Source organism: Niveispirillum lacus (assembly GCF_002251795.1).
GTDB lineage: Bacteria > Pseudomonadota > Alphaproteobacteria > Azospirillales > Azospirillaceae > Niveispirillum > Niveispirillum lacus.
Map to the genome: position 1 here is coordinate 74,394 of NZ_NOXU01000028.1, position 23,307 is coordinate 97,700.

The window sequence follows — 23,307 nt, forward strand, 5'->3', positions numbered from 1 at the left end:
AGGTAGAGCGAGCGTGTTGCCGGTCTGTGCAAACACGCTCAGTTGATCATTTCAGACCCAGTTCCTTGACGATGTGCTGCGCACCATAGACATGGCGCAGCGCCTCGGTCATGCCGCGTACATCGACCATGACGGCACGGTTGCGCTTGGGTTCATAGCCGTAATCGCCCGACAGGCTGTGGATATTGCCGTCGAAGATCAGACCGATCACCTCACCCTTGGTGTTGATGGCAGCAGAACCGGAATTGCCGCCGATAATGTCGTTGGTGGAAACGGCATTATAGGGCGTGGCCATGTTGACCTTGTCCTTGGCCGCTTCCCAGCTCTTGGCCATATCGAACGGGAAGGCCCCGGTATCCCGCTCGTACAGGCCACCGATGGTGGTGTAAGGCTTGATTTCGGTACCATCCAGTTCCGTCCAGCCCTGCATCTTGCCGTAGGACAGGCGCAGCGACAGGGTGGCGTCGGGATAGACGCTGTCGCCATAGAGTGCGAAGCGGGCCTTGGCAATGCGGGCCTGGGCCTGCTCTACCACCGCGTCCACTTCCTCTTCCACGGATTTGCGGGCCTGACGGGCAGCAGCATCCACCACCTTCATCAGCTTGATCATCGGGTCGTCAGAGGCATCGACCGCAGCCTTGCCCCCTTCAAACAGGCGCAGGCGTTCGGCCGGATCGCCCAGCTTGCTGCCCTTGACGGCAGCGGCGGCGACCTGATCGGGCGACTGCTTGCCCAGCACGGCCTTGACCAGTGCATCATCCGGGCCGAATTGCTCGCGGAACTTGGTCAGCGAGAAGGTCAGCAGGGCAACTTCCAGATCGGCATGGACCGGGGCCGGGTTGGACAGGCGCTGCTTTAAGGCGGGCAGACGGCTGTCACCATATTCGCGCAGGCGCTGACCGGACGGCAGCAGGCGTTCATCACCGGCGCGCAACAGCAGACGGGCATTCATGGCCAGCACGCTGTCAAAAGCCCGCATCCGTTCCAGATGGATCAAACGCTGATAAAGCTGCACATAACGGGCCTGAGCCTTCTCGATCTGCTCGAAAGCGTCGCCCACCTCGGCGGACAATTTCGGGTCGGCGGCGATCTTGGCACGCAGGTCCTGTTCGGCCTTTACCTTGCCACCAAAGAATTCCTTGTCGGCAAGGGCCATCTGGCGACCCTTCCAAACCTTGATGGAATTCTCGATGCTGTTCAGGTCATCAAAGGCCTCGCGGTTGCGGTCTGCATTCTCCCGCCCGAATTCGATCAGCCGGCCGCGACGCTCCTGCGCCCAGAACAGGAAGGAGGGAGCCACATTGTCGCGCACAAATTCCAGTTCGGCGATGGTGCGCAGACGGCTGGTGGAACCGGGATTACCGATGACGAAGCTGGGATCGCCTTCCTTCGTGCCCTCGGTCGACCATTTGAAATGGTGGGGGCTCTTGATCGGCTTTCCATCCTCGTAAACGCGCAGCAACGCCATGTCGAGCGCGTAGCGCGGGAAGTTGAAATTGTCCGGATCACCGCCAAAGGACGCGGCCGACGCCTCTGGCGCAAAGGCCAGACGCACATCCTGGTAGCGCTTATACTTATACAGGTTATAACGGCCCCCCTGATACAGGGTAACGGCGTCGCAGCGCAGTTTGGCGTCGCCACCGGCGCAGTTCTTCTCGATATCGGCCAGCACGGTGCGCCGGGCATTGGCGAAGTCCTGGCCGGTCTTGCCGGCAGTGGCGGCTTCGACCTGGGGCGTGATGTCGGTGATGTCGATCAGTTGGTTGATCTCGATTCCGGCGCAGCTCTTTTCTTCCAGGCGGGTTTTGGCCAGGAAGCCATCGGCCTGATAATCCTTCTCGGCGGATGACAGTTCGGCAATGCAATCGGAAATGCAGTGATGATTGGTCATCACCATACCTTCGCCCGAAACGAAGCTGCCGGAACAGCCGCCGGCCAGCCGCACATAGGACAATTGCGCCTTTTTCAGCCACTTGGCATCCGGCGTGAAACCGGTGGCCTTGGCGATGGCCGCCGTTGGCACATTGTCGATGGTCCACATGCCTTCATCGGCCTGGGCCGCCCCCACCAGAAGGGCAATGGTCGCGGCGGTCGATACCGCCAGCTTCACCGGCTTCACCATAGTTGTTCCCGTCCTTTTCGGTACGCTTGATTTGGCGTCTGCGTTGGATGCTGAGCCCGCGCGCGCGGTCGCGCACGAGCAAGGGCCGCACCATGCGCCCAAGGCCGGGAACGGGTCAACAACCGGATGGGACCGGTTTACAGCACGGACATGGTGCCAGGCGTCAGCCGTTGGCGGCGCGACGGCGCATGAAATCATCCAGGGCGCCGTTCATTTCCTTTAGGAGGGTGGCCACCATCGGATCATTCTGGGCATGGCGCCACACGGCCCCCATGCGCGGATGGTCGGCGAACATGTCAATACCGCCAAAGGCTGGCAGAAATTTTTCCAGGAAAAAACAGGCCGGTACCATGGCGCAATCGGCCAGCGTGAACTGGTCGCCCATGCACCAGGGCCCGGTGATGAAGGTTTCCAGACCGTCACGACCGCGTTTTAACTCAGCCAGTTTTTCACCCACCAGACGGGCGTCGCGGGTGGCCGGGTTCATCTGACCCAGCAGGCCCAGCAGGGCTGGTAGAATGTAAAGATCGGCAGCACGGCTGATGATGCGGGCCCGCGCCCGATCGAGATCACTGCCCGGCAGGATGCGGATTTCCGGAAACCGTTCATCCAGAAATTCGCAGATCACCTCAGACTCGATAATCGCCGTGCCGTCGGCCTCAAGGGCAGGCATCTTGCCATAGGGGTTGATGGCCAGGTACTCCGGCGATTTCAGCCCACCGCCGGGCGGGGGCACCAGCGGAATGTCCAGCCCCTTATGCCGGATGGCCAGCAGCACACGGGTGACATAAGGGCTCAGCAGGACACCATATAGCTTCATCATGCCTCTCTCCGGTCGGCCACCCGTACGACTAGCGCCCCTACATAGCGCGATAGAATGGCGACGGGTAGGGGGCAATGCCTATGGCCGGGTCGCACCCAGTCGGGTGGCACACGCCATACCCTTGACCGGACTGATCCTTTGCCGCCATCAAGGACGGGTCTGTTGCAACCGGGACCGCCCATGCGCCTGTCCATCGCCCTGATCGCCATGCTTGCCATGATGCTGGTGCCCGGCCCCGTGCTGGCGGCTTCCGTCCCGCCGGGCTTTTCCTCTGGCTTGGCTGGGCCGGTTTTGACCTATGTGCATCTGTTCGGCCTGTTGGGTCTTGGCCTCTGGCTGGATATGCAGGGGCGGGGCACGCCGGGGGCGGGGGCCGGGCTGGCCCTGGTCGTGGGCGTCCTGGCCGGACTGTTGACGCGTGCTGGCCTGCACCTGCCCTATACAGGTTTGGCGCTGGAAGCCTCTCTGCTGCTGCTGGGTGGGCTGCTGGCCGCTACCTTGACCCTGCCAACCCTGGTGGGATTGGTCATTGCGGGCATTGTCGGCGCGCTGCATGGGATCAGCCTGTCGCAGTGGGGAGGACCGGTCACCCGTAACGCCCTGTTCTGGCCCGGCATGCTGGCCGGTTGTGTCCTGGTCATGTCATCGGGTGTCGGACTGTCGGCCACCCTTTACCAACTCGGCGGTGGCAAGGCGTCACGGGTGGCGGGGGCACTGATCGCAGTGCTGGGCGTTCTGATGCTGGTGAACATTTTGTGACAAAAACGTTGGATCTCGGCCACAGGTCCCGACTTTTGACGCACCCTGTACCATTGCGCTTGGCAACCGGTTGCGTCCCGGTCCCAGCGCGCGCACGATGACAGGATCGTAAGCCAGCAGGCAAAGGGCGCTTACCATGCCCACCCCATCCGAACCGCGACCCCTCTCACCCGAAGCTGACATGACGTCCATGCTGCTGCGACGACGAACTCTGCTGGGTATCGGGCTGGGGGTGCTGGCCGCACCGTCTGCTCTGTCGGCGCCTACCGGCGATCAGGTCCGGTTTTTCCAGATCGGCACCGGCACCACCGGCGGTACCTATTTCCTGATCGGTGGCCTGCTGGCCAATGCCGTCTCCAATCCGCCGGGATCGCGGCCATGTGACCGTGGCGGGGCCTGTGGGGTGCCGGGGCTGATTGTGGTGGCACAAGCGACATCGGGCGCTGTCAATAACATAGGTCTGATGCGATCACGGCGGCTCGAATCGGCGCTGGTCCAGGCGGACATCGCGCATGTCGCTTTGACTGGCGGCGACCCGTTTCAGAAGACGCCCTATCCCGACCTGCGGGCGATCGCCAACCTGTATACCGAAACCATTCATCTGGTTACCCGCGCCGGATCCGGTATCAAAAGCCCTGCCGATCTGAAGGGCAAGCGGGTTGCTTTGGGTGAACAGGGATCGGGAACATTGGTGACAGCCAGGGCGCTGCTGTCCACCTATGGCCTGTCGGAAAAGACAGTGAAACCGTTCTATCTCAGCCCGGCGGCCGGCGGTGACCGGCTGGAGGCCGGGGAGCTGGACGCCTTTCTGATCGTCGGGGGCTATCCGTTACCGGCAGTGGCCGACCTGGCACGGCGAATTCCCATTGCGCTGGTGCCTTTCGATGATGCGCGTGCGACGCAGTTAATGAAAAGGCTGCCACATTTCACCGAGGCGCGAATTGAGGCAGAAACCTATGATGGCGTGCCAGCCACACGCAGCCTTGGGGTGGGGGCCATGTGGGTGGTCCGCGGCGATCTGAAACCGGAACTGGTGCACGACATTACCGCGGCGCTGTGGAACAGTCAGACCCGCTCCATGTTGGATAATGGCCATCCCCGCGGCCGGTCGATCCAGTTGGCGACGGCTCTGGCCGGCCTCTCCGTCCCCCTGCATCCGGGGGCGGAGCGGTTTTACCGCGCCAAGGGCTTGATCAAGGGCGATCCACCGTCGAAAGCCCCCGCGACCCATTGAATAGTCCGCACAATGAATTGTCTCGCGGCGTACTTGTTCGCTTTCATGGCTTGACCATTGCAAACATACAAAGATAACCTTCGCCGGAAAAATCGTGTGAAGGGGGGATGGTCATGGGGGCACGCAAGGCTGGCTGGCGGGTGCCAGCGCCCCTGACCCGTCTATCCAGTACATTGCTGGGCGGCTTCGTGATCCGCGTGGCCGGCTGGTCGATGCTGATCGTGGCTGCCTTGACAGCCATCGGTTATTCAACGATTTACGACCGTGAAGAACGGGACGCGCTGGAGCAATTGAAGGCGCATCTGCTGGAACGCGGGCGCACGGAAAGCGCCATCTTCCAATTGGCTGCCGCCAACATGGACACATTCCGCGACCGGTTCCTGTCCTTGTATGCTAACCCAGACATCTTGCCTGAACCCGATTTTGATGCCTTCTTTCAGCGGGGTGAGGATGGGGCCACCCGCCTACGCCGTGAATATTTCGATGGAAAGGTCAATCAGGATGGCCTTCTGCAAAAAGGAATGTCGGGCTTTATTGGCGCCAATCAAAAAATCATTCCCCCGGAACTGCAACGCCGCCTGATCCTGTCCTATCATCTTTTGGCTGAATACGGACCGGCATGGCACAACCGTTTCATCAATACCACCATCAGCACGCCTGAAAATGCCATGCTGATGTACTGGCCCAGCTTTGCCTGGGGGTTGGCGGTGGATGCCAATCTGGACATGACGGCTTTCTCGGTCGTGCGGTCTACCATGATGGCGGAAAACCCGCGGCGTCTGCCGGTCTGGACACCGCTTTATCATGACCACACGGCAAAGGCCTGGATGGTCACTTATCAGTTACCGGTGGATTATCAGGGAAAACACCTGATCAATGCCAGCCATGATGTCCTGGTGAATGACCTGATGGACCGGCTGATTACCGATCATCTGCCCGGCACCTACAATTTTGTGCTGGCAGCCGACGGACATCTGGTTGCCCATCCCCTGTGGATGGACCGTCTGCGCACGGAACTGGCCACCATCAATCTGGAACGTCTGGGCGATGCCGGCCTGCTGCGTACGCACGCCCTGATCCGTGACAGCGTGAACCAGCGACACGCCGACCCTGGTCCTGATGATAATGTCTGGATCGTCGATGATACGGTGGATGGGGCCTATCTGGCGGTGACGCGCCTGCAAGGCCCGGACTGGTGGTTTGTGGCGCGATACCCCAAAACGCTGGTGGCCGCCAAGGCCCATCAGGCCGCCAGTGCCATCATGGCCATGGGGATGGCTTACTTTCTGTCCATGTTGGCACTGGTCATCATTCTGCTCCGCCGGCAGGTAGCCGGCCCGATCCGGCAGTTAACGGTCGCGTCCGAACAGGTGGCAGCCGGGGAATATGCTGCGGTCGCTGACGGCCAGACACCGCTGCCGACCACGGTCAGGCATGAAATTGGGCTGCTGGCCCGCTCTTTCCAGGCCATGGCCGCCCGGGTCCGCGACAGCGCCGACAGTCTGGCTGAACAGATAGCCCTGCGGACGGAAGCCTTGGATGCCGCCAAACAGCAGTTGCAGGAATGGAGCCTGCATGACAGCCTGACCGGCGCCTATAACCAACAGGCGTTTGACGCCGATCTACGGGGTGTCTTTGATCTGGGCCGCCGTCAGGGCAAAGCCGCCTTTGCGCTGGTTCTGGCTGATATCGACGATTTCCAGACCTACAACACCGCCTATGGCAGCGCGGCTGGCGATCAGGTCTTGCGCACCCTGTTTCGGGCGGTGGCGCGCCAGGTAGGGCAGGGGGACCGTGTCTACCGGCATGAAGGGGCGCGTCTGGCCATCATCCTGACAGCGCCGGAGCCAGCCTTGCTGGAGGCGCAGGTACGGCAGATCCTGGAGATGGTGGCCGCCATGGCCCTGCCCCACCAGGCCAGCCCGCATGGCATTGTGACCCTGTCTGCGGGTTTGGCCCGATTTGATCCCACCATGACCAGCCCGGCCGACATGGTGCGTCAGGCTGATCAACGACTGCAAGCCGCCCGTCAGGGCGGGCGCAATCGGCTGGTCGCCTGACTTATCACACAGGGGATCGGGTGTCTGGATCAGGCCTGCTGCACAGCCGCCTGGTCGGCCGCTTTCCGGCGGCTGATCCGTGACAGGGTCAGGCTGAAAATTGCCATCAGGACCACGCAGAACACACCTGACCAGATTGCCTTGGCCCAGGATGGGTTATTGAGATTGAAATAGGCAAGCTGCGCAATGTTGAGAACAACAATGCCGCGTAACATCCATTCCACATTGATGCGCGACAGGATATAGGCCCCGAATGGGGCCATGAACAGCACCACCGGATAGGCACACAGCCAGGTCCGCACCTGATACTCGGTAAGGCCTGCATCATAAAAATGCCGATAGGCATAGCCCAGGATCGATATCGCGGCCATCAGCATGATGCTCATATGCGTCGCCACCTTTTCATTCATGCGAAAGCGGGTGACCAGCAATGTATAGACGACGATATCCGCTCCTGTTCCGAACAGGCTGGCGAACAGGCCGCCTACCACGAGGATCAAGACCAAAAGCGCCCGGTCGCGCCATCCTGAAAGGTGCAGGCGGGGCCGGTCGCCGCGATGATCGCTCCAGACATAGGCGATAGCAAAGGTGGTGATCAGGCTCAGGAACAGGGCCTGGATGATGTAGACCGGTAAGGACTGCAACAGCAGCATCCCTGCGACAAAACCAACGAAACAGACAGGAATGAAGGCCAGCAGTGGCTTGTAATCACGCAGATTGTTGTTGCGGTTGGACAGGATATAGATGCTGGCGCTGGTCATGCCGATGCTCTGGATCATCAGGCTGAAATCCCGCGCCATGGTCCGATCGACGGACAGAAAGATATTCAGGACGGGAAAGGCGACCGCTCCACCGCCTTCGGGGGTCAGTCCAGCGACAAAGGCGCCCAGCACCATGATCGCCGGGTAGTACCAGTGCTCGGCCAGAAAAGTCAGATCATTGTAGCGGGTGAACAGCACCAACCACAGACACAACATACCGACAAACCAGCCGGTGAAAATGCGACTGTTGAACACTCCGCCTCCCGCACCCTGACATTTTCTGCGAAGGCACAGCATTGCCGGGACACACCGCAATGGTCAACCGCTGACCGCTTCCCTCCGGCACGGTTGCTCCTTATGCTGGCCCGATCTTTGCCAAAGGATGGATGATGAACGCTCAACTGCCCCTGATCCTGGATGGTGATCCCGGGACCGATGATCTTCTCGCCTGGATGTGGGTGCTGGCCCTGCCGCAGCGGGCGAAAGTGCTGGGTATCAGTTGCGTCAATGGCAATGTCACCTTGGACCGCACCACTGCCAATGCCCTGGCCTTTCTTGATCATATCGGAGCAGGGGAAATCCCGGTCCATGCCGGGGCGCGGGCACCTGTGGGCAGGGATGAACCACCGGCCGGGGATGGTGCCTTCGCAGAGACCGGTCTCGGCGAGCTGGTGTTGGCGCCATCGCTGCGGACCGCCGCCTCATCCGATGCAATCGGCTGGATGGCCCAGACGCTGCGCGGCAGCCCGCCCCGCACCATCACCTTTGTGGCGACCGGGCCGTTGACCAATCTGGCGCTGCTGCGCCACCAGGCACCCGATGCCTACGCCCGCATCGCGCGGATCGTGGCAATGGGCGGGTCCTTTGCCCCGCTGCCGCCGAATTTTGTCCGGCGTGGCAATGTCACGCCCTTCGCAGAGTTTAACTTCTGGATGGATGCGGCGGCCGCGCAATCGGTGCTGAATGGCGGCGTGCCGGTGCTGCTGGCCCCGGCCGATGTCACGCATCAGTTGATCTCAAACCCAGCCCGCATGGACGCCGCCCGCGCCCTGCCGCGCTACGGGCGGGAAGTCGCGTTGATGCTCAACGCGCCTTATCACCTGGACAAACCGAAATTTCATACAGACGGCGCGTTCCTGCATGACCCCACGGCCGTTGCCGGGCTTTTCTACCCGGAACTCTTCGAAACCCTGCGGGCACAGACACACATCGTGCAGGAGGGGACAGGCCTTGGCGCCGGCCTGCTGCTACCGGATGGCGCCGGCACTGTGGAGGTCATGGTCCGCGTCAAGGACACGAATAGTTTTTATGACCGCCTGTTCGGCGATCTGGCCCGTTATTACGGCTGAACCATCCCAAAGCCCAAGCAACGCCCCCTCCCATCGCCGGTCAGGGCGAGGGGAGGGGAAGCGAAGACCTTTACTTCTTTGCCGCCAGGGCCTCCTTCAGGCCCGGCACATAATCAACACCTTCCAGAACCTGCAGGCTGGCACCGTCGAAATCACTTCCCACCGGCTCCTGCCGGCCGCCCAGGCAATGCGACAGGAAACCTTCCGCCACAGCATAGAAGCTGGTGCGGTTGGCCGGGCGGGCAAAACCGTGGCCTTCATCTGGATAGAGGACATAGGTGACCGGGATGTTCTTGGCCTTCATGGCCGTAACAATCTGGTCGGACTCCGCCTGCTTCACACGCGGATCATTGGCACCCTGCGCGATCAGCAACGGCTTGGTGATCTGATCAACATAGGTCAGCGGTGAGCGTTCGGTCAGCAGGGCCCTCCCCTCTTCGGTGCGCGGGTCACCCACACGGCGGGCCAACTGCTCATAGAACGCCGCCCAGTAAGGGGGCACACTGGCCAGCAGCGTGTTCAGGTTGGAGGGGCCGACAATATCGACACCACAGGCGAACCGATCCGGGGTGTTGGTCATCCCCCAAAGCGTGGCATAACCACCATAGGACCCGCCATAAATGGCGACTTTGTCCTTGGGCGTGATGCCATTTTTGATGGCCCAGTCGACAGCATCAATCAGGTCATCATGCATGGACCGCCCCCACTGCTTGTCGCCAGCATTGGTGAAGCCCTTGCCGAAGCCAGTGGACCCGCGGAAATTCACCGACAGGACGGCATAGCCCCGGTTCGCCATCCATTGATGTTCGCCATTATAGCCATACCCATCGCGGGCCCAGGGACCGCCATGGACGTTCAAAACCAGTGGCAGTGGCTGTTCAGGCTTACCATCCCTGTTGGCATCCGTACCCGGTGGCAGCGTCAGATAGCTGACCAGTATCTTGCCGTCACGCGATGGAATTTCCAGCGCCTGCATCGGGGCCAGGGTTTTGCCTTCCAGGTTCGGTCGGACGGTGAACAGACGGGTCAGGCTCTTTGCCTTGCGGTCATAGAGCCAGAAGGCCGCCGGCTCGGTCACCCGATCAATGACGATTGTCCACAGATTATCATCGCGGCTACGGCTCGTGACATTCCACTGCCCTTTGGCCTGCTCATTCAGGAAGGCGATATCGGCGGCGACCGCATCGCCCACCGGTATCCACTCATCCTTCAAGTAATTGACATTATAGGCTTCCAGCGCCCCTGTGGTCGGATTGGTCAAGGCGCCGCCAATATCGGCCTTGTCGCTTTCCGCCAGCAGGCTTGTCGCCCCCGTGGTCAGATCCAGCGCATAGATGGCTGACTTGTCACGTCCTGCGGTGGATTGCAGATAGGCGATATTGCCATCCAGCGGGATACCGGTGACGCCACTGGTCAGCACATCATCCGGTGCGATGGTCAGGATGGGGGGGCCCATCTTTCCATCCTTGCCAATCGGTTCGATCTGCAACCCGCCATCGGGGAGGGGCTTGCTGGCCAGTCGCAGGGTCAGGCTGCGGTCAGCCTCGAACCCGCCATAACCGTCATTCTGCATGACCAGATCAAGTTTGCCAGTCTTCAGATCCAGCCGGTGAACATCATGCCATTTCGGATCGCGATTATTCATGCCGATCAAGATCGCGTCCGGCACCTGGCTGGAAATGGCAACGATCTCTACCGTCGTCCTTTCATAAGGCGTCAAGACCTTGGTTTCCGCTGTGGCGACATTGACGCCATAGAGCAGGAAATCCTCGTTGCCGCCCTTGTCCTGAAGGTACAGAATCTGCGACCCATCCGGCGCCCAGAAGAAGCGGCGGATGGGTCGTTCCTTGTCGGCGGTCAGGGGCTTGGCCGCATCAATCTGACCAACCGGTGCCACCCAGATATTCATCACCCCGTCACGCGGCGCCAGAAAGGCGATGGTGGTGCCATCAGGGCTGATGCTGGCCCCGCTGCGGCTGGGATTGCCGAACAGGTCCTTGCGTGCGATCAGTTCCGGCGGTGTGGTGCTTGCCGTCGGAGCGGCAGCCTTCTCATCCTTGCCACAGGCGGACAGCAATCCCGACAGGCCAATGGCCAGGATCGTCGTACCCAGCAGGGAGGACAATTTTTTCTTGGACGTCACGGGAGAATATTCCTTCTTCTGTGGCGGGTGTATGGAGCGGCGACTATAGACCGGAAACGGTCAACACGCGAGAGACGCCGGGTCCTGTACCACGATCCCGCGCAAGATCAGGTCCCGGTGCAAATTGACCAGTTGGTCGGCTGATTTACGGCCTGACGGTTGATACCAGGAACAGATGCCCGTCAGCATGGACAGGATGGCATAGGCGGCGATCGTCGGATCATCGGCGCGTAAACTGCCATCTGCCGCTCCCCGGCGCAGAACATCAATCAATACGCCTTCATACCGTTTCCGCAATGCCACGACCGCGGCATGATTGCCGGGCTCCAGGCTGCGCAACTCCGAATTGGCTATAAACACCTGCTCGCGCCGGGTGATATGATAGCCGACATGGAAGGCGATAAACGCTTCCAATTGTACCAACGGGGGGGCCTCCGCCGGCACCGCCTGTTCCACCTCCGCCAGCAGGGTGGTCATATGGTCATGGACCAGGTCGAACAGGATGTCCTGCTTGTTGCGGACATGGTTATAGAGCGATCCCGGCTGGATGCCGACCGCATCGGCCAGTTGGCGCAGCGTGATCGCCTCATACCCCTTACGATAGATCAGGGTCAGCGCCGCCTTGCGGATCGCTTCCATGGTCTTCGGCCCATGGCTGCCGGCAGTACGGGCCATCAACGGCCTCTCTTTATTGACAGAATCATCACGCATGCAAACTGCGGTGGGCAAGGGGGTGCCGTCAACCGGAAACAATGCATGCGTCATGCAGCAAGACCCGCAGGAATCCTTGTTGAAACGCCAAATAAAAAAACGTATGACCGTTTCTATAAAGGCCTCTGAAGGGGGCCGCCAATCCATGGAGGACGCCCACGATGCTGCGCAACAGCCTGCCCATGTTCGATTTCGGCCTTGGTGAGACGGCGGATGCGCTGCGCGATGCCGTAGCGGCCTTTTCGGCGGATGAAATCGCCCCCCGCGCGGCAGAGATCGACCGCACCGATCAGTTCCCGATGGATCTTTGGAAAAAGATGGGTGACCTGGGCGTACTGGGTGTAACGGCGGAAGAGGAATATGGCGGCGCCGGCATGGGCTATGTTGAGCATATGGTGGCGATGGAGGAAATCTCCCGCGCCTCGGCCTCCGTCGGCCTGTCCTATGGCGCCCATTCCAACCTCTGCGTCAATCAGATCCGCCTGAATGGCAATCAAGACCAGAAGGGCCGGTATCTGCCCAAGCTGATCAGCGGTGATTTTGTGGGTGCGCTGGCGATGAGCGAGCCGGGGGCGGGATCGGACGTCGTCTCCATGCGCCTGCGCGCCGATAAGAAGGGTGATCGTTACGTCCTCAACGGCACCAAGATGTGGATCACCAACGGCCCCGATGCCGACGTCCTGGTCGTCTATGCCAAGACCGACCCCGATGCCGGTCCGCGCGGCATCACCGCCTTCCTGGTGGAGAAGGGTTTCAAGGGCTTCTCAGTGGCCCAAAAGCTGGACAAGCTGGGCATGCGCGGCAGCCATACGGGCGAACTGGTGTTCGAGGATTGCGAGATCCCTGAGGACAATGTGCTGGGCCGCGTCAATGGCGGCGTGGGCGTGCTGATGTCCGGTCTGGATTATGAGCGTGCGGTGCTGGCCGCCGGCCCGCTGGGCATCATGCAGGCCTGCCTGGATGTGGTTGTCCCCTACATCCATGAGCGCAAGCAGTTCGGGCAGTCGATTGGCGAGTTTCAGCTTATCCAGGGTAAGGTGGCCGACATGTATGTCGCCCTCAACTCCTGCCGCGCCTATGTGTATGCCGTAGGCCGGGCAGCCGATGCCAAGAAGATCACCCGCAAGGACGCGGCCGGTGCCATCCTGCTGGCGGCCGAAAAGGCCACGCAACTGGCGCTGGATGCCATCCAAATCCTGGGCGGCAACGGCTATATCAATGAATACCCCACGGGCCGGCTGCTGCGTGACGCCAAGCTGTATGAGATTGGCGCCGGTACCAGCGAAATCCGCCGCATGCTGATCGGGCGCGAGCTGTTCAAGGAAACGGCGTAAGTCGGTCTGGACGAGCTTGCATAGCCTGCCTTCCCCGCTTTCGCGGGGGAGGCACCTTAGACATTTGGATGATTGGTGGCGCTAACCCACCTCAAGTCCTTACCACGCGAGGCAACGATGCCCGTCCTTCCCACCAGTATCGACCCGCGCAGCCCGGCCTTTGCCGAAAACGCGGCCTCCATGAAGGCGCAGGTGGATGACCTGCGCAGCACGATCGGCCGCATCGCCCTGGGCGGTGGTGAGAAGGCGATGGCCAAACATCTGGCCCGTGGCAAGCTGGCACCCCGCGACCGCGTGCGCACCCTTCTGGACCCCGGCACGCCCTTTCTGGAGTTCAGCCAGTTGGCGGCCTATCAGGTCTATGCTGATGATGTGCCGGCCGCCGGCATCATCACGGGCATTGGCCGCATTGCCGGTCAGGAATGTGTCGTGGTGGCCAATGACGCGACCGTTAAGGGCGGCACCTACTATCCACTGACCGTCAAGAAGCATCTGCGGGCCCAGGATATCGCGCGGGAGAACAACCTGCCCTGTGTCTATCTGGTCGATAGTGGCGGGGCCAACCTGCCCAACCAGGATGAGGTGTTTCCCGACCGCGACCATTTCGGCCGCATTTTCTATAACCAGGCCACCCTGTCGGCCAATGGCGTACCCCAGATTGCCGTCGTCATGGGCTCCTGCACGGCGGGCGGTGCCTATGTGCCCGCCATGGCGGATGAAAGCATCATCGTCAAGAACCAGGGCACCATTTTCCTGGGTGGCCCGCCATTGGTGAAGGCCGCGACGGGGGAGGTGGTATCGGCAGAGGATCTGGGTGGCGGTGACGTCCATACCCGCATCTCCGGCGTGGCCGATCATCTGGCCAGCGATGACGGCCATGCGCTAGGGATCGCGCGCCGTATTGTCGGGAACCTCAATCGGGTGAAAAAGCCGGAGGTGGACATCAAGCCGGTGCGCGAGCCGCTTTACAGCGCTGACGACATTTACGGCATCATCCCCACCGACACGCGCAAGCCCTATGACGTGCGGGAGATTATTGCCCGCATCGTGGACGGGTCGGAACTGGATGAGTTCAAGGCCAATTACGGCACAACGCTGGTTTGTGGCTTTGCCCGGCTGTGGGGCATGCCCGTCGGCATCATCGCCAATAACGGCATCCTGTTTAGCGAAAGCGCCGTCAAGGGCGCGCATTTCATTGAACTGTGCTGTCAGCGCAAGATCCCGCTGCTGTTCTTGCAGAACATCACGGGCTTCATGGTGGGCCGCAAATATGAGAATGCGGGCATCGCCAAGGACGGCGCCAAGCTGGTGACGGCGGTGGCCTGCGCGAACGTGCCCAAGATCACCCTGATCATCGGCGGTAGCTTCGGCGCCGGCAATTACGGCATGTGCGGCCGCGCCTACAGCCCGCGTTTCCTCTATATGTGGCCCAATGCCCGCATCTCCGTCATGGGCGGGGAACAGGCGGCCACTGTGCTGGCCACCGTCCGCCGTGACGGGCTGGAAGCTGCCGGGAAGAGCTGGAGTGCTGAAGAGGAGGAGGCGTTCAAATCGCCGATCCGCGACCAGTATGAGAAACAGGGCCATCCCTATTATGCCTCGGCCCGCCTGTGGGATGATGGCGTCATCGACCCCGCGGATACGCGGTCGGTGCTGGGCCTGTCGCTGTCGGCGGCGCTGAACGCGCCCATCCCGCCGGCAAAGTTCGGCGTGTTCCGGATGTGAGGGGGGCGGTGATGATCCTGACTGATATCGACGCGCGTGGGGTGGCGACCGTCACCCTGAACCGCCCGGAAATCCATAATGCCTTCAATGATGAAGTCATTGCCGGTCTGACCGTCCTCTTCCGCGATCTGGGGGCCAACCCATCGGTGCGGGTGGTGGTCCTGCGCGGGGCAGGCAAAAGCTTTTCTGCCGGTGGCGACCTGAACTGGATGCGGCGCATGGCCGGTTACAGCCGGGAAGAAAATCTGACCGATGCCATCGGTCTGGCCACCATGCTGCGCACCTTGAACGAACTGCCGAAGCCGACCCTGGCCGTGGTCCATGGGCATTGCTTTGCCGGTGCCGTGGGGCTGGTGGCGGCTTGCGATATCGCAATTGCCGCTGATCCTGTGCAGTTCGCCCTGACCGAGGTGCGGTTGGGCCTGATCCCTGCCACCATCGGCCCTTATGTGGTGGCCGCCATGGGGGCGCGGGCCTGCCGCCGCTATTTTCTGACCGCCGAACGCTTTGGCGTAGCCGAGGCGCACCGCTTGGGTTTGGTGCATCAGGTGGTCGGCAGCGACGGTCTGAACGATGCGGTAGAGCGGCAGATCGAACATCTGCTGGCGGCGGGGCCGATGGCGCTGGCCGCCGCCAAGGACCTGATCCGCGCTGTCGATGGGCCTGTCACCGACGCCATGGTTGCCGACACCGCCGCCCGGATCGCCGATGCGCGGTCGGGTGATGAGGGCCGCGAGGGCCTGTCTGCCTTCTTTGACAAGCGCCAGCCGGGATGGGTGAAATGAGCCGGATTTCGAAAGTCCTCATCGCCAATCGCGGCGAAATCGCTGTGCGTGTCATACGCACCGCCCGCCGCCTTGGCCTGGGTACCGTCGCCGTTTATTCGGATGCCGACGCAAATGCCCTGCATGTGGCCAGCGCCGACGAGGCGGTGCATATCGGCCCCGCCCCGGCACGGGAAAGCTATCTACTGGCCGACCGCATCCTCGCGGCCGCCAAGGCAACGGGGGCGAATGCCATCCATCCCGGCTATGGCTTCCTGTCAGAAAATGCTGACTTCGCCGAAGCCGTTGCTGCCGCCGGTTTGATCTTCATCGGCCCGCCGGCCAGTGCCATCCGCGCCATGGGCGGCAAGTCGGAAGCCAAGGCGCTGATGGAAACGGCGGGTGTGCCGCTGGTGCCGGGATATCATGGTGAGGATCAGGACGGTGCCCTGCTGGCGCAAGAGGCCGCGCGCATCGGCTTTCCAGTCCTGATCAAGGCGTCGGCCGGTGGTGGCGGCAAGGGCATGAAGGTGGCCAACAGTGCCGAAGAATTCCCGGCAGCCCTGGCCTCCGCCAAGCGCGAGGCCAAGGCCAGCTTTGGCGATGACCGCGTCCTGATCGAGAAATATCTGGCCCGTCCGCGCCATGTGGAAATCCAGGTCTTCGCCGACAGCCACGGCAATTGCGTCTACCTATTTGAGCGCGACTGCTCCATCCAGCGTCGTCACCAAAAGGTGGTGGAAGAGGCGCCCGCTCCCGGCATGGACCCCGCCATCCGCGCCCGCATGGGCCAAGCCGCCGTCGCTGCCGCCCAGGCCATCGGCTATGTCGGGGCGGGCACGGTGGAGTTCCTGCTGGATACCGATGGCGCCTTCTATTTTATGGAGATGAATACCCGCCTGCAGGTGGAACATCCCGTAACAGAGAAGATCACGGGTCAGGACCTTGTCGAATGGCAGTTACGGGTGGCGGCGGGTGAACCCCTGCCGTTGAGCCAGGACCAACTGACCATCAACGGCCACGCCATCGAGGTCCGGCTTTACGCGGAGGACCCGTCCAAGGGCTTCCTGCCGCAGACCGGTCGGCTGGCGCATCTGCGTTTCCCTGAACAGGGGCAGCATGTGCGCGTCGATACCGGCGTGCGGTCGGGTGATGCCATCTCTATCTTCTACGACCCGATGATCGCCAAGCTGATCGTCTGGGACAAAGACCGCGACAGCGCCGTGCGGCGGCTGGAAAAGGCTTTGGCGGAAACGGAAATTGCCGGCCTGAACGCCAATGTGCCGTTCCTGTCTGCCGTGGCGGCCCATCCAGGTTTTCTGGCAGCCGACCTTGATACCCGTTTCATCGAGCGGTACGAGGCCGACCTGCTGCCTGCCGCGAGCGCCCCGGACGCCACAATCCTGGCGCTGTTCGCCCTGGGCCTGACCCTGTCCCGCCGATCCGGTGACAGTGACCCGTGGGCGGCCATCGGTGGGTTCCTGCTGAACCTGCCGGCAACGGAGCGCATTGACTGGGCTGAAGCCGGTGAGGAGGGGGCAACCCATTCTGTTATGGTCACCTGGAAACGCGGCAGTTTCAGCATTGCGGCGGCCGGTGAGACCCTGTCCGTATCCGGCTGCCTGTCCTCTGACGGCACCTTGTCCGCCAACCTTGACGGTCGGCATGTGACAGCCCGATGGGTCCGTTGGGGTGACCATGTCACCCTGTTCTATGCCGGCACCACCCGCACCCTGTCACTGGTCGATCCGCACGAAGGGGCCCATGCTGATCATGGCGGCCATGGCCGCCTGACAGCTCCGATGCCGGGCAAGGTCATCGCCTTGCTGGTGGCCGAGGGCGCCAGTGTCAGCAAAGGGCAGCCGGTCATTGTCCTGGAAGCCATGAAAATGGAACATACATTGAAGGCCCCCTCCGACGGCAGGGTCACCCATCTTCGCTACGCCGTGGGTGACCAGGTCAGTGAAGGGGTTGAACTTGTCGGTTTTGAAGCCGTTTGATACCGATCTTCTTCGTTACCCCAGACCGGACCTGACCATGCACGACATCCGCCTTGTCGAAGTGGGCCCGCGCGACGGGCTGCAGAATGAAAAGAGCTTGGTGCCACTGGCCACCAAGGTGGAATTGGTGAACCGCCTGTCCGCCACCGGCCTGCCGGTCGTGGAGGCCGGGGCGTTTGTCAGCCCGAAATGGGTGCCACAGATGGCCGACAGCGCCGATCTGATGCAGGCCATCGCCCGCCGTCCCGGCGTCACCTATCCGGTTCTGGTTCCCAATGAAAAGGGATTGGAAGCGGCGCTGGCCGTGGGCGCAACCGAAGTCGCTGTGTTTGGCGCGGCGTCAGAGGCCTTTAGTCAGAAGAATATCAACTGTTCCATCGCTGAAAGTCTGGACCGCTTCCGTCCCGTGATTGACCGGGCCAAGCTGGCCGGGGTCAAAGTCCGTGGTTATGTTTCCTGCGTGCTGGGCTGCCCCTATGAAGGGGCGGTCGATCCAGGCCGCGTTGCCGATGTGGCCTCCCGCTTGATGGCGATGGGCTGTTACGAGGTCAGCCTGGGCGACACGATCGGCGTCGGCAATCCGCGTGCGGCCCGGTCTATGCTGAAACGGGTGGCCGAAGATGTGCCGATGGGCCGCATCGCGCTGCATTTCCACGATACTTATGGCCAGGCCCTGGCCAATATCCTGGCCTGCCTGGAATTGGGGGCGCGGGTATTTGACGGCGCCGTGGCCGGCTTGGGTGGTTGTCCCTATGCCAAGGGGGCGTCGGGCAATGTCGCGACAGAGGATGTGCTCTACATGCTGAACGGCATGGGCCTGTCGACCGGTGTGGACCTGGATGCCCTGGCCGCCATCGGTAACTGGATCAGCCAGGAACTGGGCCGCCCCAATGGCAGCAAGGTCGGCCGGGCGCAGGCTGCACAGGGCTAAGGGCACCTGTCCTCAGCCTGCGGCCTTTACCCGCTCCACCCGATAGGGCGACAGGTCGATGCCTGTGGCGCCCGTGGCGATCAGTTCGGCCATGGTCTGCCCCACACCTGGCCCGATCTGAAAGCCGGAACCGGAGAAGCCGAAGGCATAGAATAACCCGCTGGTGGTGGCGCTGGGTCCCATGACCGGCAAACTGTCATCCATATAACCTTCGATGCCGGTCCAGACCCGGATGATGTTCAACCGCGCCAGGGCGGGGGCCAGGCGGCGCAACTGCTGCAACTGGGTCAGGGTGTTCTGCGGCTTCACAAAGGACCGATAGCTCTCCGCCACCGCCGGACCACGGCAGGACCCGCCCAACACGATATTGCCGCGTGCCACCTGCCGGAAATAGACGGTTTCCACTTCCAGCGGTGTCATCACACCCACCGCCGGCGCAATGGCATAGGGGACGGGTTCGGTGACCGACATGGTGGGGCTGCGCGCCGTCAGCTTCACCGGCTCCCCGAACTGCGCCGACAGTTCGCCGGCCCAAGCGCCAGCGGTGATCAGCAGCACCGGCGCCTTGAACACGCGCCCATCCTTGGCCGTGGCGATAAAATCGGTACCAACCTTGGTGACATGGCCAATGCGGGTATTCTCAAACACCTGGGCGCCCAGCTTCTGGGCCGCCCGCGCAAAGGCAGGGGCCGCCAGACGCGGATTGGCATGGCCGTCCAGGGCGGAATAGGACCCGGCCAGCACATCGGTGCCGAAAAACGGGAACCGGTCGCGCAGCGCATTGCCGGTCAGGATTTCCAGATCCAAACCATTCTGCCGGGCATCTGCCGCGTACTCCTCCATCTTGGCGATATTCTCTGGCCGCTCGCGGTAGCAGACGCGGATATGCCCGGACTGGAGATACTCGACATCCGCTCCCAGCAGCTCATTGGCCTTGCGCCAGATTTCCAGGGAGCGGTTGGCCAGGTGCAGTTGGTGGATGGGCCGGCCCTGGCGGCGGACATTGCCGAAATTGGTGCCACTGGCCTGCCGCCCCACCAGATCGCTTTCGATCAGGGTGACGGAAAGCCCATGGGTCTGGCGCAGGAAGAAGGCGGCAGACGATCCCATCAGCCCGCCGCCGATGATCAGGACGTCACTATGCGTCACGGGATTGGCCATCATTCTGCCTCCCCAATGGCGATGGGCAGGGGTTTCACCGGGGCCTGACCACGCAGACGCCCGGCATCGGCGACCGGGAAATCACCATGCGCGGCGATCACTTCCGCCGCCGCATGCCCGCAATAACGGCCCTGGCAGCGGCCCATGCCGACCCGGCTGAAGGCTTTCGCCCGGTTGGCTTCCGCCGCCCCCGTCACATCCATGGTCCGGCGCACATCCCCCACCGTCACACATTCGCAGCGGCAGAGAATGGTATCGTCGGCTAGGGCAGCCGCCTGCTGGTGCGGCCAGGGGAAGGCCTTGGCCAGACCCCGCGCGAAGCGGCCATAGCGCCCGACCTCCCGTCGCAGCATGATCATGGCCCCCTGGTCCACGGGCATTCCCAGGTCTGACAGTGCGGCCAGCGCCGCCAGCCTCCCCGATGCCTCCGCCGAGCGGGCACCCAGCACACGGGCACCGTCGCCCGCCAGATAAAGCGGCGTGGGCGCCTCCGCCCGGCCATCCGGGTCGCGGACGGGCAGATATTGGCGGGTCAGTTCATCGAACGCGAAGCTGCAACGGGCCAGATCGGCCAATTGTGTTTCTGGGCGCAGATGGTACCCCATGGCCACCGCGTCCGCCGCGAAATGCCGATCGCTGCCATCACTTAAGCGCACCGTGACGCCCGTCACCCCCGTCTGGGCATCGCCGCTGATCGCCACGGGCGTGACACCGGTCAGCAGCGGTACACCCACCGCCTTGATGGCGCGGGTCAGCATGATGCCATTCCACAGGACCGACGGCAGGGAAAGAAGGTCGGGCAGGGCGGTGATGCGGGCGGTAAAGCGGGACGTGTCCAGGACCGCCGCCACCTTGGCGCCCGCCTTGATATACTGAGAGGCCACCAGATAGAGCAGGGGGCCGGTGCCCAGAAACACCACCTGCGACCCGATGGACACGGCCTGCGCCTTCAACGCCACCTGCGCGCCACCCATACTGTAGGTGCCGGGCAGGTCCCAGCCGGCCATGGGCATCAACCGGTCGGTGGCCCCGGTGCACAGGATCAGGGCGTCATAGGCCAGGGCGTCCTGAGCGGTGCCGCTGGCGGTCCAGACATGGCCGTCCGCAATGTTCCAGACCAGCGTTTCGGCGCGGTAGTCAATATGGTCGCGCAGGGCGTCGAACCCGTCATGCACCGCCTTCGCGCGGTCGGAATCCGTACCATACAGGTCCTTGTAGGGGCGGCGGAAATTCTCAGGCTGGCGGCGGTAGATCTGGCCGCCCGCGCGTTGTCCCTCATCAATGACAATGGGGGTCAGGCCGGCCGCGACAATGGTCTCCGCTGCCCGCACACCGGCCGGTCCGGCACCGACAATAATCACCCGTGGTTGGCCCATGATGCCCCCGGCTGGCTGGTGGTGACGGACATGCCATCCTCGGCAAGGGTGGAACAGGCGCGCAGGCGGTGGCCGCTCTCGGTCCAGACCCAGCAATCCTGGCAGGCCCCCATCAGGCAGAAGCCCGCCCTTTTGCCATCGGTAAATTCCGATTGGCGCAGGGTGCCGCCCGTTGTCAGCATGGCGATCATCAGCGTGTCGCCTTGCATCGCCCGCACCCGGATACCGTCGATGGTGAGATGGATGGCGGGCCGGTCCTTTTCGGCCAGCCGTACGAACCTTGCCTGGCTCACGATGCTCCCTCCGATGCGCCCTCTGGCCGATGGCACAAGATGGTATTGCCGCCCGGCGTCGGGCGCCGCGGCGGGGTGAATTGGTCACAGGTGCCGCTCACACGCCACGAACAGCGCGGCAGGAACCGGCACAGGTCCGCCCCGTCCTTGGGCTGTCTAATGGCGGGCGGGACGGGCCGTGCGCCCTGTTCCTCCAGCCAGCCCGGACGCAATTCCGGCACCGACCCGATCAGCAGATCGGTATAGGGGTGGCGGGCCACCGCGTCATATCCCTGCCGCCGGCCCGTCTCCACCTGCGTGCCCGCATAGAGCACCATGATATCGTCGGCAATGGCCCGGACGGTGGCGATGTCGTGGCTGATGAACAGATAGGCCAGACCCAATTCCCGCTTCAATTCGGCCAGCAGGTCCAGAATGGCGGCACCCACCACCGTATCCAGGGCCGAGGTTACCTCATCACACATGATCAGGTCGGGTTTGGCCGCCAGCGCGCGGGCCAGGTTGATGCGTTGCTTCTGCCCGCCCGACAGGCCGCCGCAGGCACGGCCTGCAAGGCTCGCCGGCAGCTTGATCAGGTCCAGCAGTTCCGCCACACGCCGGACCGCCGCCGCACCTTTCAGCCCATGGTAGAAGGCCAGGGGCCGCCCGATGATGTCCCCCACCGAATGGGCGGGGTTCAACGCCGTATCGGCATTCTGAAACACAAGCTGGATGCGCCGGCACTGTTCCTTATTGCGCATCGACAGGGCGGGCGGCAGGCGAACCCCGTCGAAACTCACCGATCCGGAGGAAGGCGGCAGCATGCCGGCAATCACGCGGGCGAGCGTCGATTTGCCCGACCCGCTTTCGCCAATCACGCCCAACGTGGCGCCGCGCGCGATGGTCAGGTTGATGTCGCGCAGGATGGGGGTGGCGCCATAGCCGGCGTTCAATCCCTTGATCTCCAGCAGCGGGGCCCTCACGGCTCCCGGTCCCTCCACCGCTACCCGCTCTGGCCGCGCCGCCGCCATCAGGGTGCGGGTATACTCGTCCTGCGGCTGCTGGAGCACCTGCACTGCCGCCCCGTTTTCCCGGACGCGGCCTTTGTTCAGCACCACGATGGCGTCGGCCATCTGGGCCACCACAGCCAGATCGTGAGAGACATAGACGGCTGTGGCGCCTTGCTCGCGCACCGCCTGCTTAAAGGCGCGCAGCACCTCAATCTGGGTGGTCACGTCCAGGGCGGTGGTGGGTTCATCCAGGATCACCAGTTCCGGCCCCGTGATCAGGGCCATGGCCGCCATCAGGCGCTGCAACTGCCCGCCCGAAAGCTGGTGCGGATACCGCTCACCAATGCTGTCCGGGTCGGGCAGGGCCAGGGATCGAAACAGGGCAACCGCCTTTGCCTCCGCCGCCTTGCGATCCATGCGGCCATGGTTCACGGCGGGTTCCACCACCTGATCCATGATGCGCCTGGACGGGTTGAAGGAGGCCGCGGCCGATTGCGCGATATAGGACACGCGGTCCCCGCGCAAGGCCGCCAACCCATCCTCATCCAGCGACAGCACGTCTTTATCGCCGACCCGCACCGTGCCACCCGCGATGCGGCAACCCAGGCGGGCATAGCCCATCAGGGCCATGGCGATGGTGGTCTTGCCCGATCCGCTTTCCCCAATCAGGGCCAACACGCCGCCGCGCGGAATGGAAAAGCCCACATCCGCCACGATACTGGTGCCGCCAGCAACCACATTCAGGCCCCGGACCTCGACATGGCTGTTCATG

General features: G+C 62.7%; 18 protein-coding genes. 9 read left to right on the forward strand and 9 right to left on the reverse strand.

The window, feature by feature from the left end; genetic code table 11:
* Positions 1-46: 46 nt before the first annotated feature.
* On the reverse strand, positions 47-2,122 hold the full coding sequence (locus tag CHU95_RS10880) for a S46 family peptidase (RefSeq protein WP_165772120.1): 2,076 nt from the start codon (positions 2,120-2,122) through the stop codon (positions 47-49).
* A gap of 163 nt (positions 2,123-2,285) precedes the next feature.
* On the reverse strand, positions 2,286-2,945 hold the full coding sequence (locus tag CHU95_RS10885; protein WP_094456370.1) for a glutathione S-transferase family protein: 660 nt from the start codon (positions 2,943-2,945) through the stop codon (positions 2,286-2,288).
* A 180-nt stretch (positions 2,946-3,125) separates the two neighbouring features.
* Between CHU95_RS10885 and CHU95_RS10890 the strand changes: the two genes are divergently transcribed.
* The 3 genes from CHU95_RS10890 (at position 3,126) to CHU95_RS10900 (ending at position 6,998) form a co-directional block, all read left to right on the forward strand.
* Positions 3,126-3,704 carry a HupE/UreJ family protein gene (locus CHU95_RS10890; protein WP_165772121.1) on the forward strand — a complete coding sequence of 193 codons (579 nt, stop codon included), beginning with the start codon at positions 3,126-3,128 and terminating at the stop codon, positions 3,702-3,704.
* Between the two features lie 136 nt (positions 3,705-3,840).
* Positions 3,841-4,938, forward strand: coding sequence for a TAXI family TRAP transporter solute-binding subunit (locus tag CHU95_RS10895; protein WP_245838142.1), 1,098 nt, complete (start codon positions 3,841-3,843; stop codon positions 4,936-4,938).
* A 113-nt stretch (positions 4,939-5,051) separates the two neighbouring features.
* Positions 5,052-6,998, forward strand: coding sequence for a GGDEF domain-containing protein (locus CHU95_RS10900; protein WP_165772122.1), 1,947 nt, complete (start codon positions 5,052-5,054; stop codon positions 6,996-6,998).
* A gap of 29 nt (positions 6,999-7,027) precedes the next feature.
* On the opposite strand, the gene CHU95_RS10905 is transcribed toward CHU95_RS10900, so the two are convergent.
* Positions 7,028-8,014, reverse strand: a complete 987-nt coding sequence (locus CHU95_RS10905; RefSeq protein WP_094456374.1) for a sulfite exporter TauE/SafE family protein — start codon at positions 8,012-8,014, stop codon at positions 7,028-7,030.
* A 131-nt stretch (positions 8,015-8,145) separates the two neighbouring features.
* Between CHU95_RS10905 and CHU95_RS10910 the strand changes: the two genes are divergently transcribed.
* Positions 8,146-9,108: a nucleoside hydrolase gene (locus tag CHU95_RS10910; protein ID WP_094456375.1), complete on the forward strand. Its 963-nt coding sequence runs from the start codon at positions 8,146-8,148 to the stop codon at positions 9,106-9,108.
* 70 nt (positions 9,109-9,178) lie between these two features.
* On the opposite strand, the gene CHU95_RS10915 is transcribed toward CHU95_RS10910, so the two are convergent.
* A complete protein-coding gene (locus CHU95_RS10915; RefSeq protein WP_245838143.1) occupies positions 9,179-11,251 on the reverse strand; it encodes a S9 family peptidase in 2,073 nt (690 codons plus the stop codon).
* Positions 11,252-11,311: 60 nt separating this feature from the next.
* A complete protein-coding gene (locus tag CHU95_RS10920; RefSeq protein WP_094456376.1) occupies positions 11,312-11,926 on the reverse strand; it encodes a TetR/AcrR family transcriptional regulator in 615 nt (204 codons plus the stop codon).
* Between the two features lie 197 nt (positions 11,927-12,123).
* Between CHU95_RS10920 and CHU95_RS10925 the strand changes: the two genes are divergently transcribed.
* The 5 genes from CHU95_RS10925 to CHU95_RS10945 all read left to right on the forward strand — a co-directional run bounded on the left by CHU95_RS10925 (position 12,124) and on the right by CHU95_RS10945 (position 18,716).
* Positions 12,124-13,296: an isovaleryl-CoA dehydrogenase gene (locus tag CHU95_RS10925; protein ID WP_094456377.1), complete on the forward strand. Its 1,173-nt coding sequence runs from the start codon at positions 12,124-12,126 to the stop codon at positions 13,294-13,296.
* A gap of 117 nt (positions 13,297-13,413) precedes the next feature.
* Positions 13,414-15,021 carry a carboxyl transferase domain-containing protein gene (locus CHU95_RS10930; RefSeq protein ID WP_094456378.1) on the forward strand — a complete coding sequence of 536 codons (1,608 nt, stop codon included), beginning with the start codon at positions 13,414-13,416 and terminating at the stop codon, positions 15,019-15,021.
* A gap of 11 nt (positions 15,022-15,032) precedes the next feature.
* Positions 15,033-15,806, forward strand: a complete 774-nt coding sequence (locus tag CHU95_RS10935) for an enoyl-CoA hydratase-related protein (protein WP_094456379.1) — start codon at positions 15,033-15,035, stop codon at positions 15,804-15,806.
* A complete protein-coding gene (locus tag CHU95_RS10940) occupies positions 15,803-17,785 on the forward strand; it encodes an acetyl/propionyl/methylcrotonyl-CoA carboxylase subunit alpha (protein WP_094456380.1) in 1,983 nt (660 codons plus the stop codon). Before CHU95_RS10935 ends, CHU95_RS10940 begins: the two co-directional genes overlap by 4 nt.
* 37 nt (positions 17,786-17,822) lie before the next feature.
* Complete coding sequence (locus CHU95_RS10945) at positions 17,823-18,716, forward strand: hydroxymethylglutaryl-CoA lyase (protein ID WP_094456485.1); 894 nt, start codon at positions 17,823-17,825, stop codon at positions 18,714-18,716.
* A gap of 12 nt (positions 18,717-18,728) precedes the next feature.
* Here the strand turns inward: CHU95_RS10945 and CHU95_RS10950 are convergent, their stop codons facing one another.
* From CHU95_RS10950 to CHU95_RS10965, 4 genes are read right to left on the reverse strand one after another with little or no spacing between them, the layout of a single operon-like run.
* Positions 18,729-19,880: an NAD(P)/FAD-dependent oxidoreductase gene (locus CHU95_RS10950; RefSeq protein WP_207762446.1), complete on the reverse strand. Its 1,152-nt coding sequence runs from the start codon at positions 19,878-19,880 to the stop codon at positions 18,729-18,731.
* Positions 19,877-21,253 (reverse strand): FAD/NAD(P)-dependent oxidoreductase, encoded by a 1,377-nt coding sequence (locus CHU95_RS10955; RefSeq protein WP_094456381.1) that lies wholly within the window; start codon positions 21,251-21,253, stop codon positions 19,877-19,879. Before CHU95_RS10955 ends, CHU95_RS10950 begins: the two co-directional genes overlap by 4 nt.
* Positions 21,235-21,546: a (2Fe-2S)-binding protein gene (locus CHU95_RS10960; protein WP_245838144.1), complete on the reverse strand. Its 312-nt coding sequence runs from the start codon at positions 21,544-21,546 to the stop codon at positions 21,235-21,237. Before CHU95_RS10960 ends, CHU95_RS10955 begins: the two co-directional genes overlap by 19 nt.
* Positions 21,543-23,306, reverse strand: a complete 1,764-nt coding sequence (locus CHU95_RS10965; protein ID WP_207762448.1) for an ABC transporter ATP-binding protein — start codon at positions 23,304-23,306, stop codon at positions 21,543-21,545. Before CHU95_RS10965 ends, CHU95_RS10960 begins: the two co-directional genes overlap by 4 nt.
* Position 23,307 lies beyond the last annotated feature (1 nt).

What these genes read in the sequence shown, in the direction of transcription:
- CHU95_RS10880 (WP_165772120.1), bottom strand. Translation starts at nt 2,122, where the DNA reads ATGGTGAAGCCGGTGAAGCTGGCGGTATCGACCGCCGCGACCATTGCC.
- CHU95_RS10885 (WP_094456370.1), bottom strand. Translation starts at nt 2,945, where the DNA reads ATGATGAAGCTATATGGTGTCCTGCTGAGCCCTTATGTCACCCGTGTG.
- CHU95_RS10890 (WP_165772121.1), top strand. Translation starts at nt 3,126, where the DNA reads ATGCGCCTGTCCATCGCCCTGATCGCCATGCTTGCCATGATGCTGGTG.
- CHU95_RS10895 (WP_245838142.1), top strand. Translation starts at nt 3,841, where the DNA reads ATGCCCACCCCATCCGAACCGCGACCCCTCTCACCCGAAGCTGACATG.
- CHU95_RS10900 (WP_165772122.1), top strand. Translation starts at nt 5,052, where the DNA reads ATGGGGGCACGCAAGGCTGGCTGGCGGGTGCCAGCGCCCCTGACCCGT.
- CHU95_RS10910 (WP_094456375.1), top strand. Translation starts at nt 8,146, where the DNA reads ATGATGAACGCTCAACTGCCCCTGATCCTGGATGGTGATCCCGGGACC.
- CHU95_RS10920 (WP_094456376.1), bottom strand. Translation starts at nt 11,926, where the DNA reads ATGGCCCGTACTGCCGGCAGCCATGGGCCGAAGACCATGGAAGCGATC.
- CHU95_RS10925 (WP_094456377.1), top strand. Translation starts at nt 12,124, where the DNA reads ATGCTGCGCAACAGCCTGCCCATGTTCGATTTCGGCCTTGGTGAGACG.
- CHU95_RS10930 (WP_094456378.1), top strand. Translation starts at nt 13,414, where the DNA reads ATGCCCGTCCTTCCCACCAGTATCGACCCGCGCAGCCCGGCCTTTGCC.
- CHU95_RS10935 (WP_094456379.1), top strand. Translation starts at nt 15,033, where the DNA reads ATGATCCTGACTGATATCGACGCGCGTGGGGTGGCGACCGTCACCCTG.
- CHU95_RS10940 (WP_094456380.1), top strand. Translation starts at nt 15,803, where the DNA reads ATGAGCCGGATTTCGAAAGTCCTCATCGCCAATCGCGGCGAAATCGCT.
- CHU95_RS10945 (WP_094456485.1), top strand. Translation starts at nt 17,823, where the DNA reads ATGCACGACATCCGCCTTGTCGAAGTGGGCCCGCGCGACGGGCTGCAG.
- CHU95_RS10950 (WP_207762446.1), bottom strand. Translation starts at nt 19,880, where the DNA reads ATGATGGCCAATCCCGTGACGCATAGTGACGTCCTGATCATCGGCGGC.
- CHU95_RS10955 (WP_094456381.1), bottom strand. Translation starts at nt 21,253, where the DNA reads ATGGGCCAACCACGGGTGATTATTGTCGGTGCCGGACCGGCCGGTGTG.
- CHU95_RS10965 (WP_207762448.1), bottom strand. Translation starts at nt 23,306, where the DNA reads ATGAACAGCCATGTCGAGGTCCGGGGCCTGAATGTGGTTGCTGGCGGC.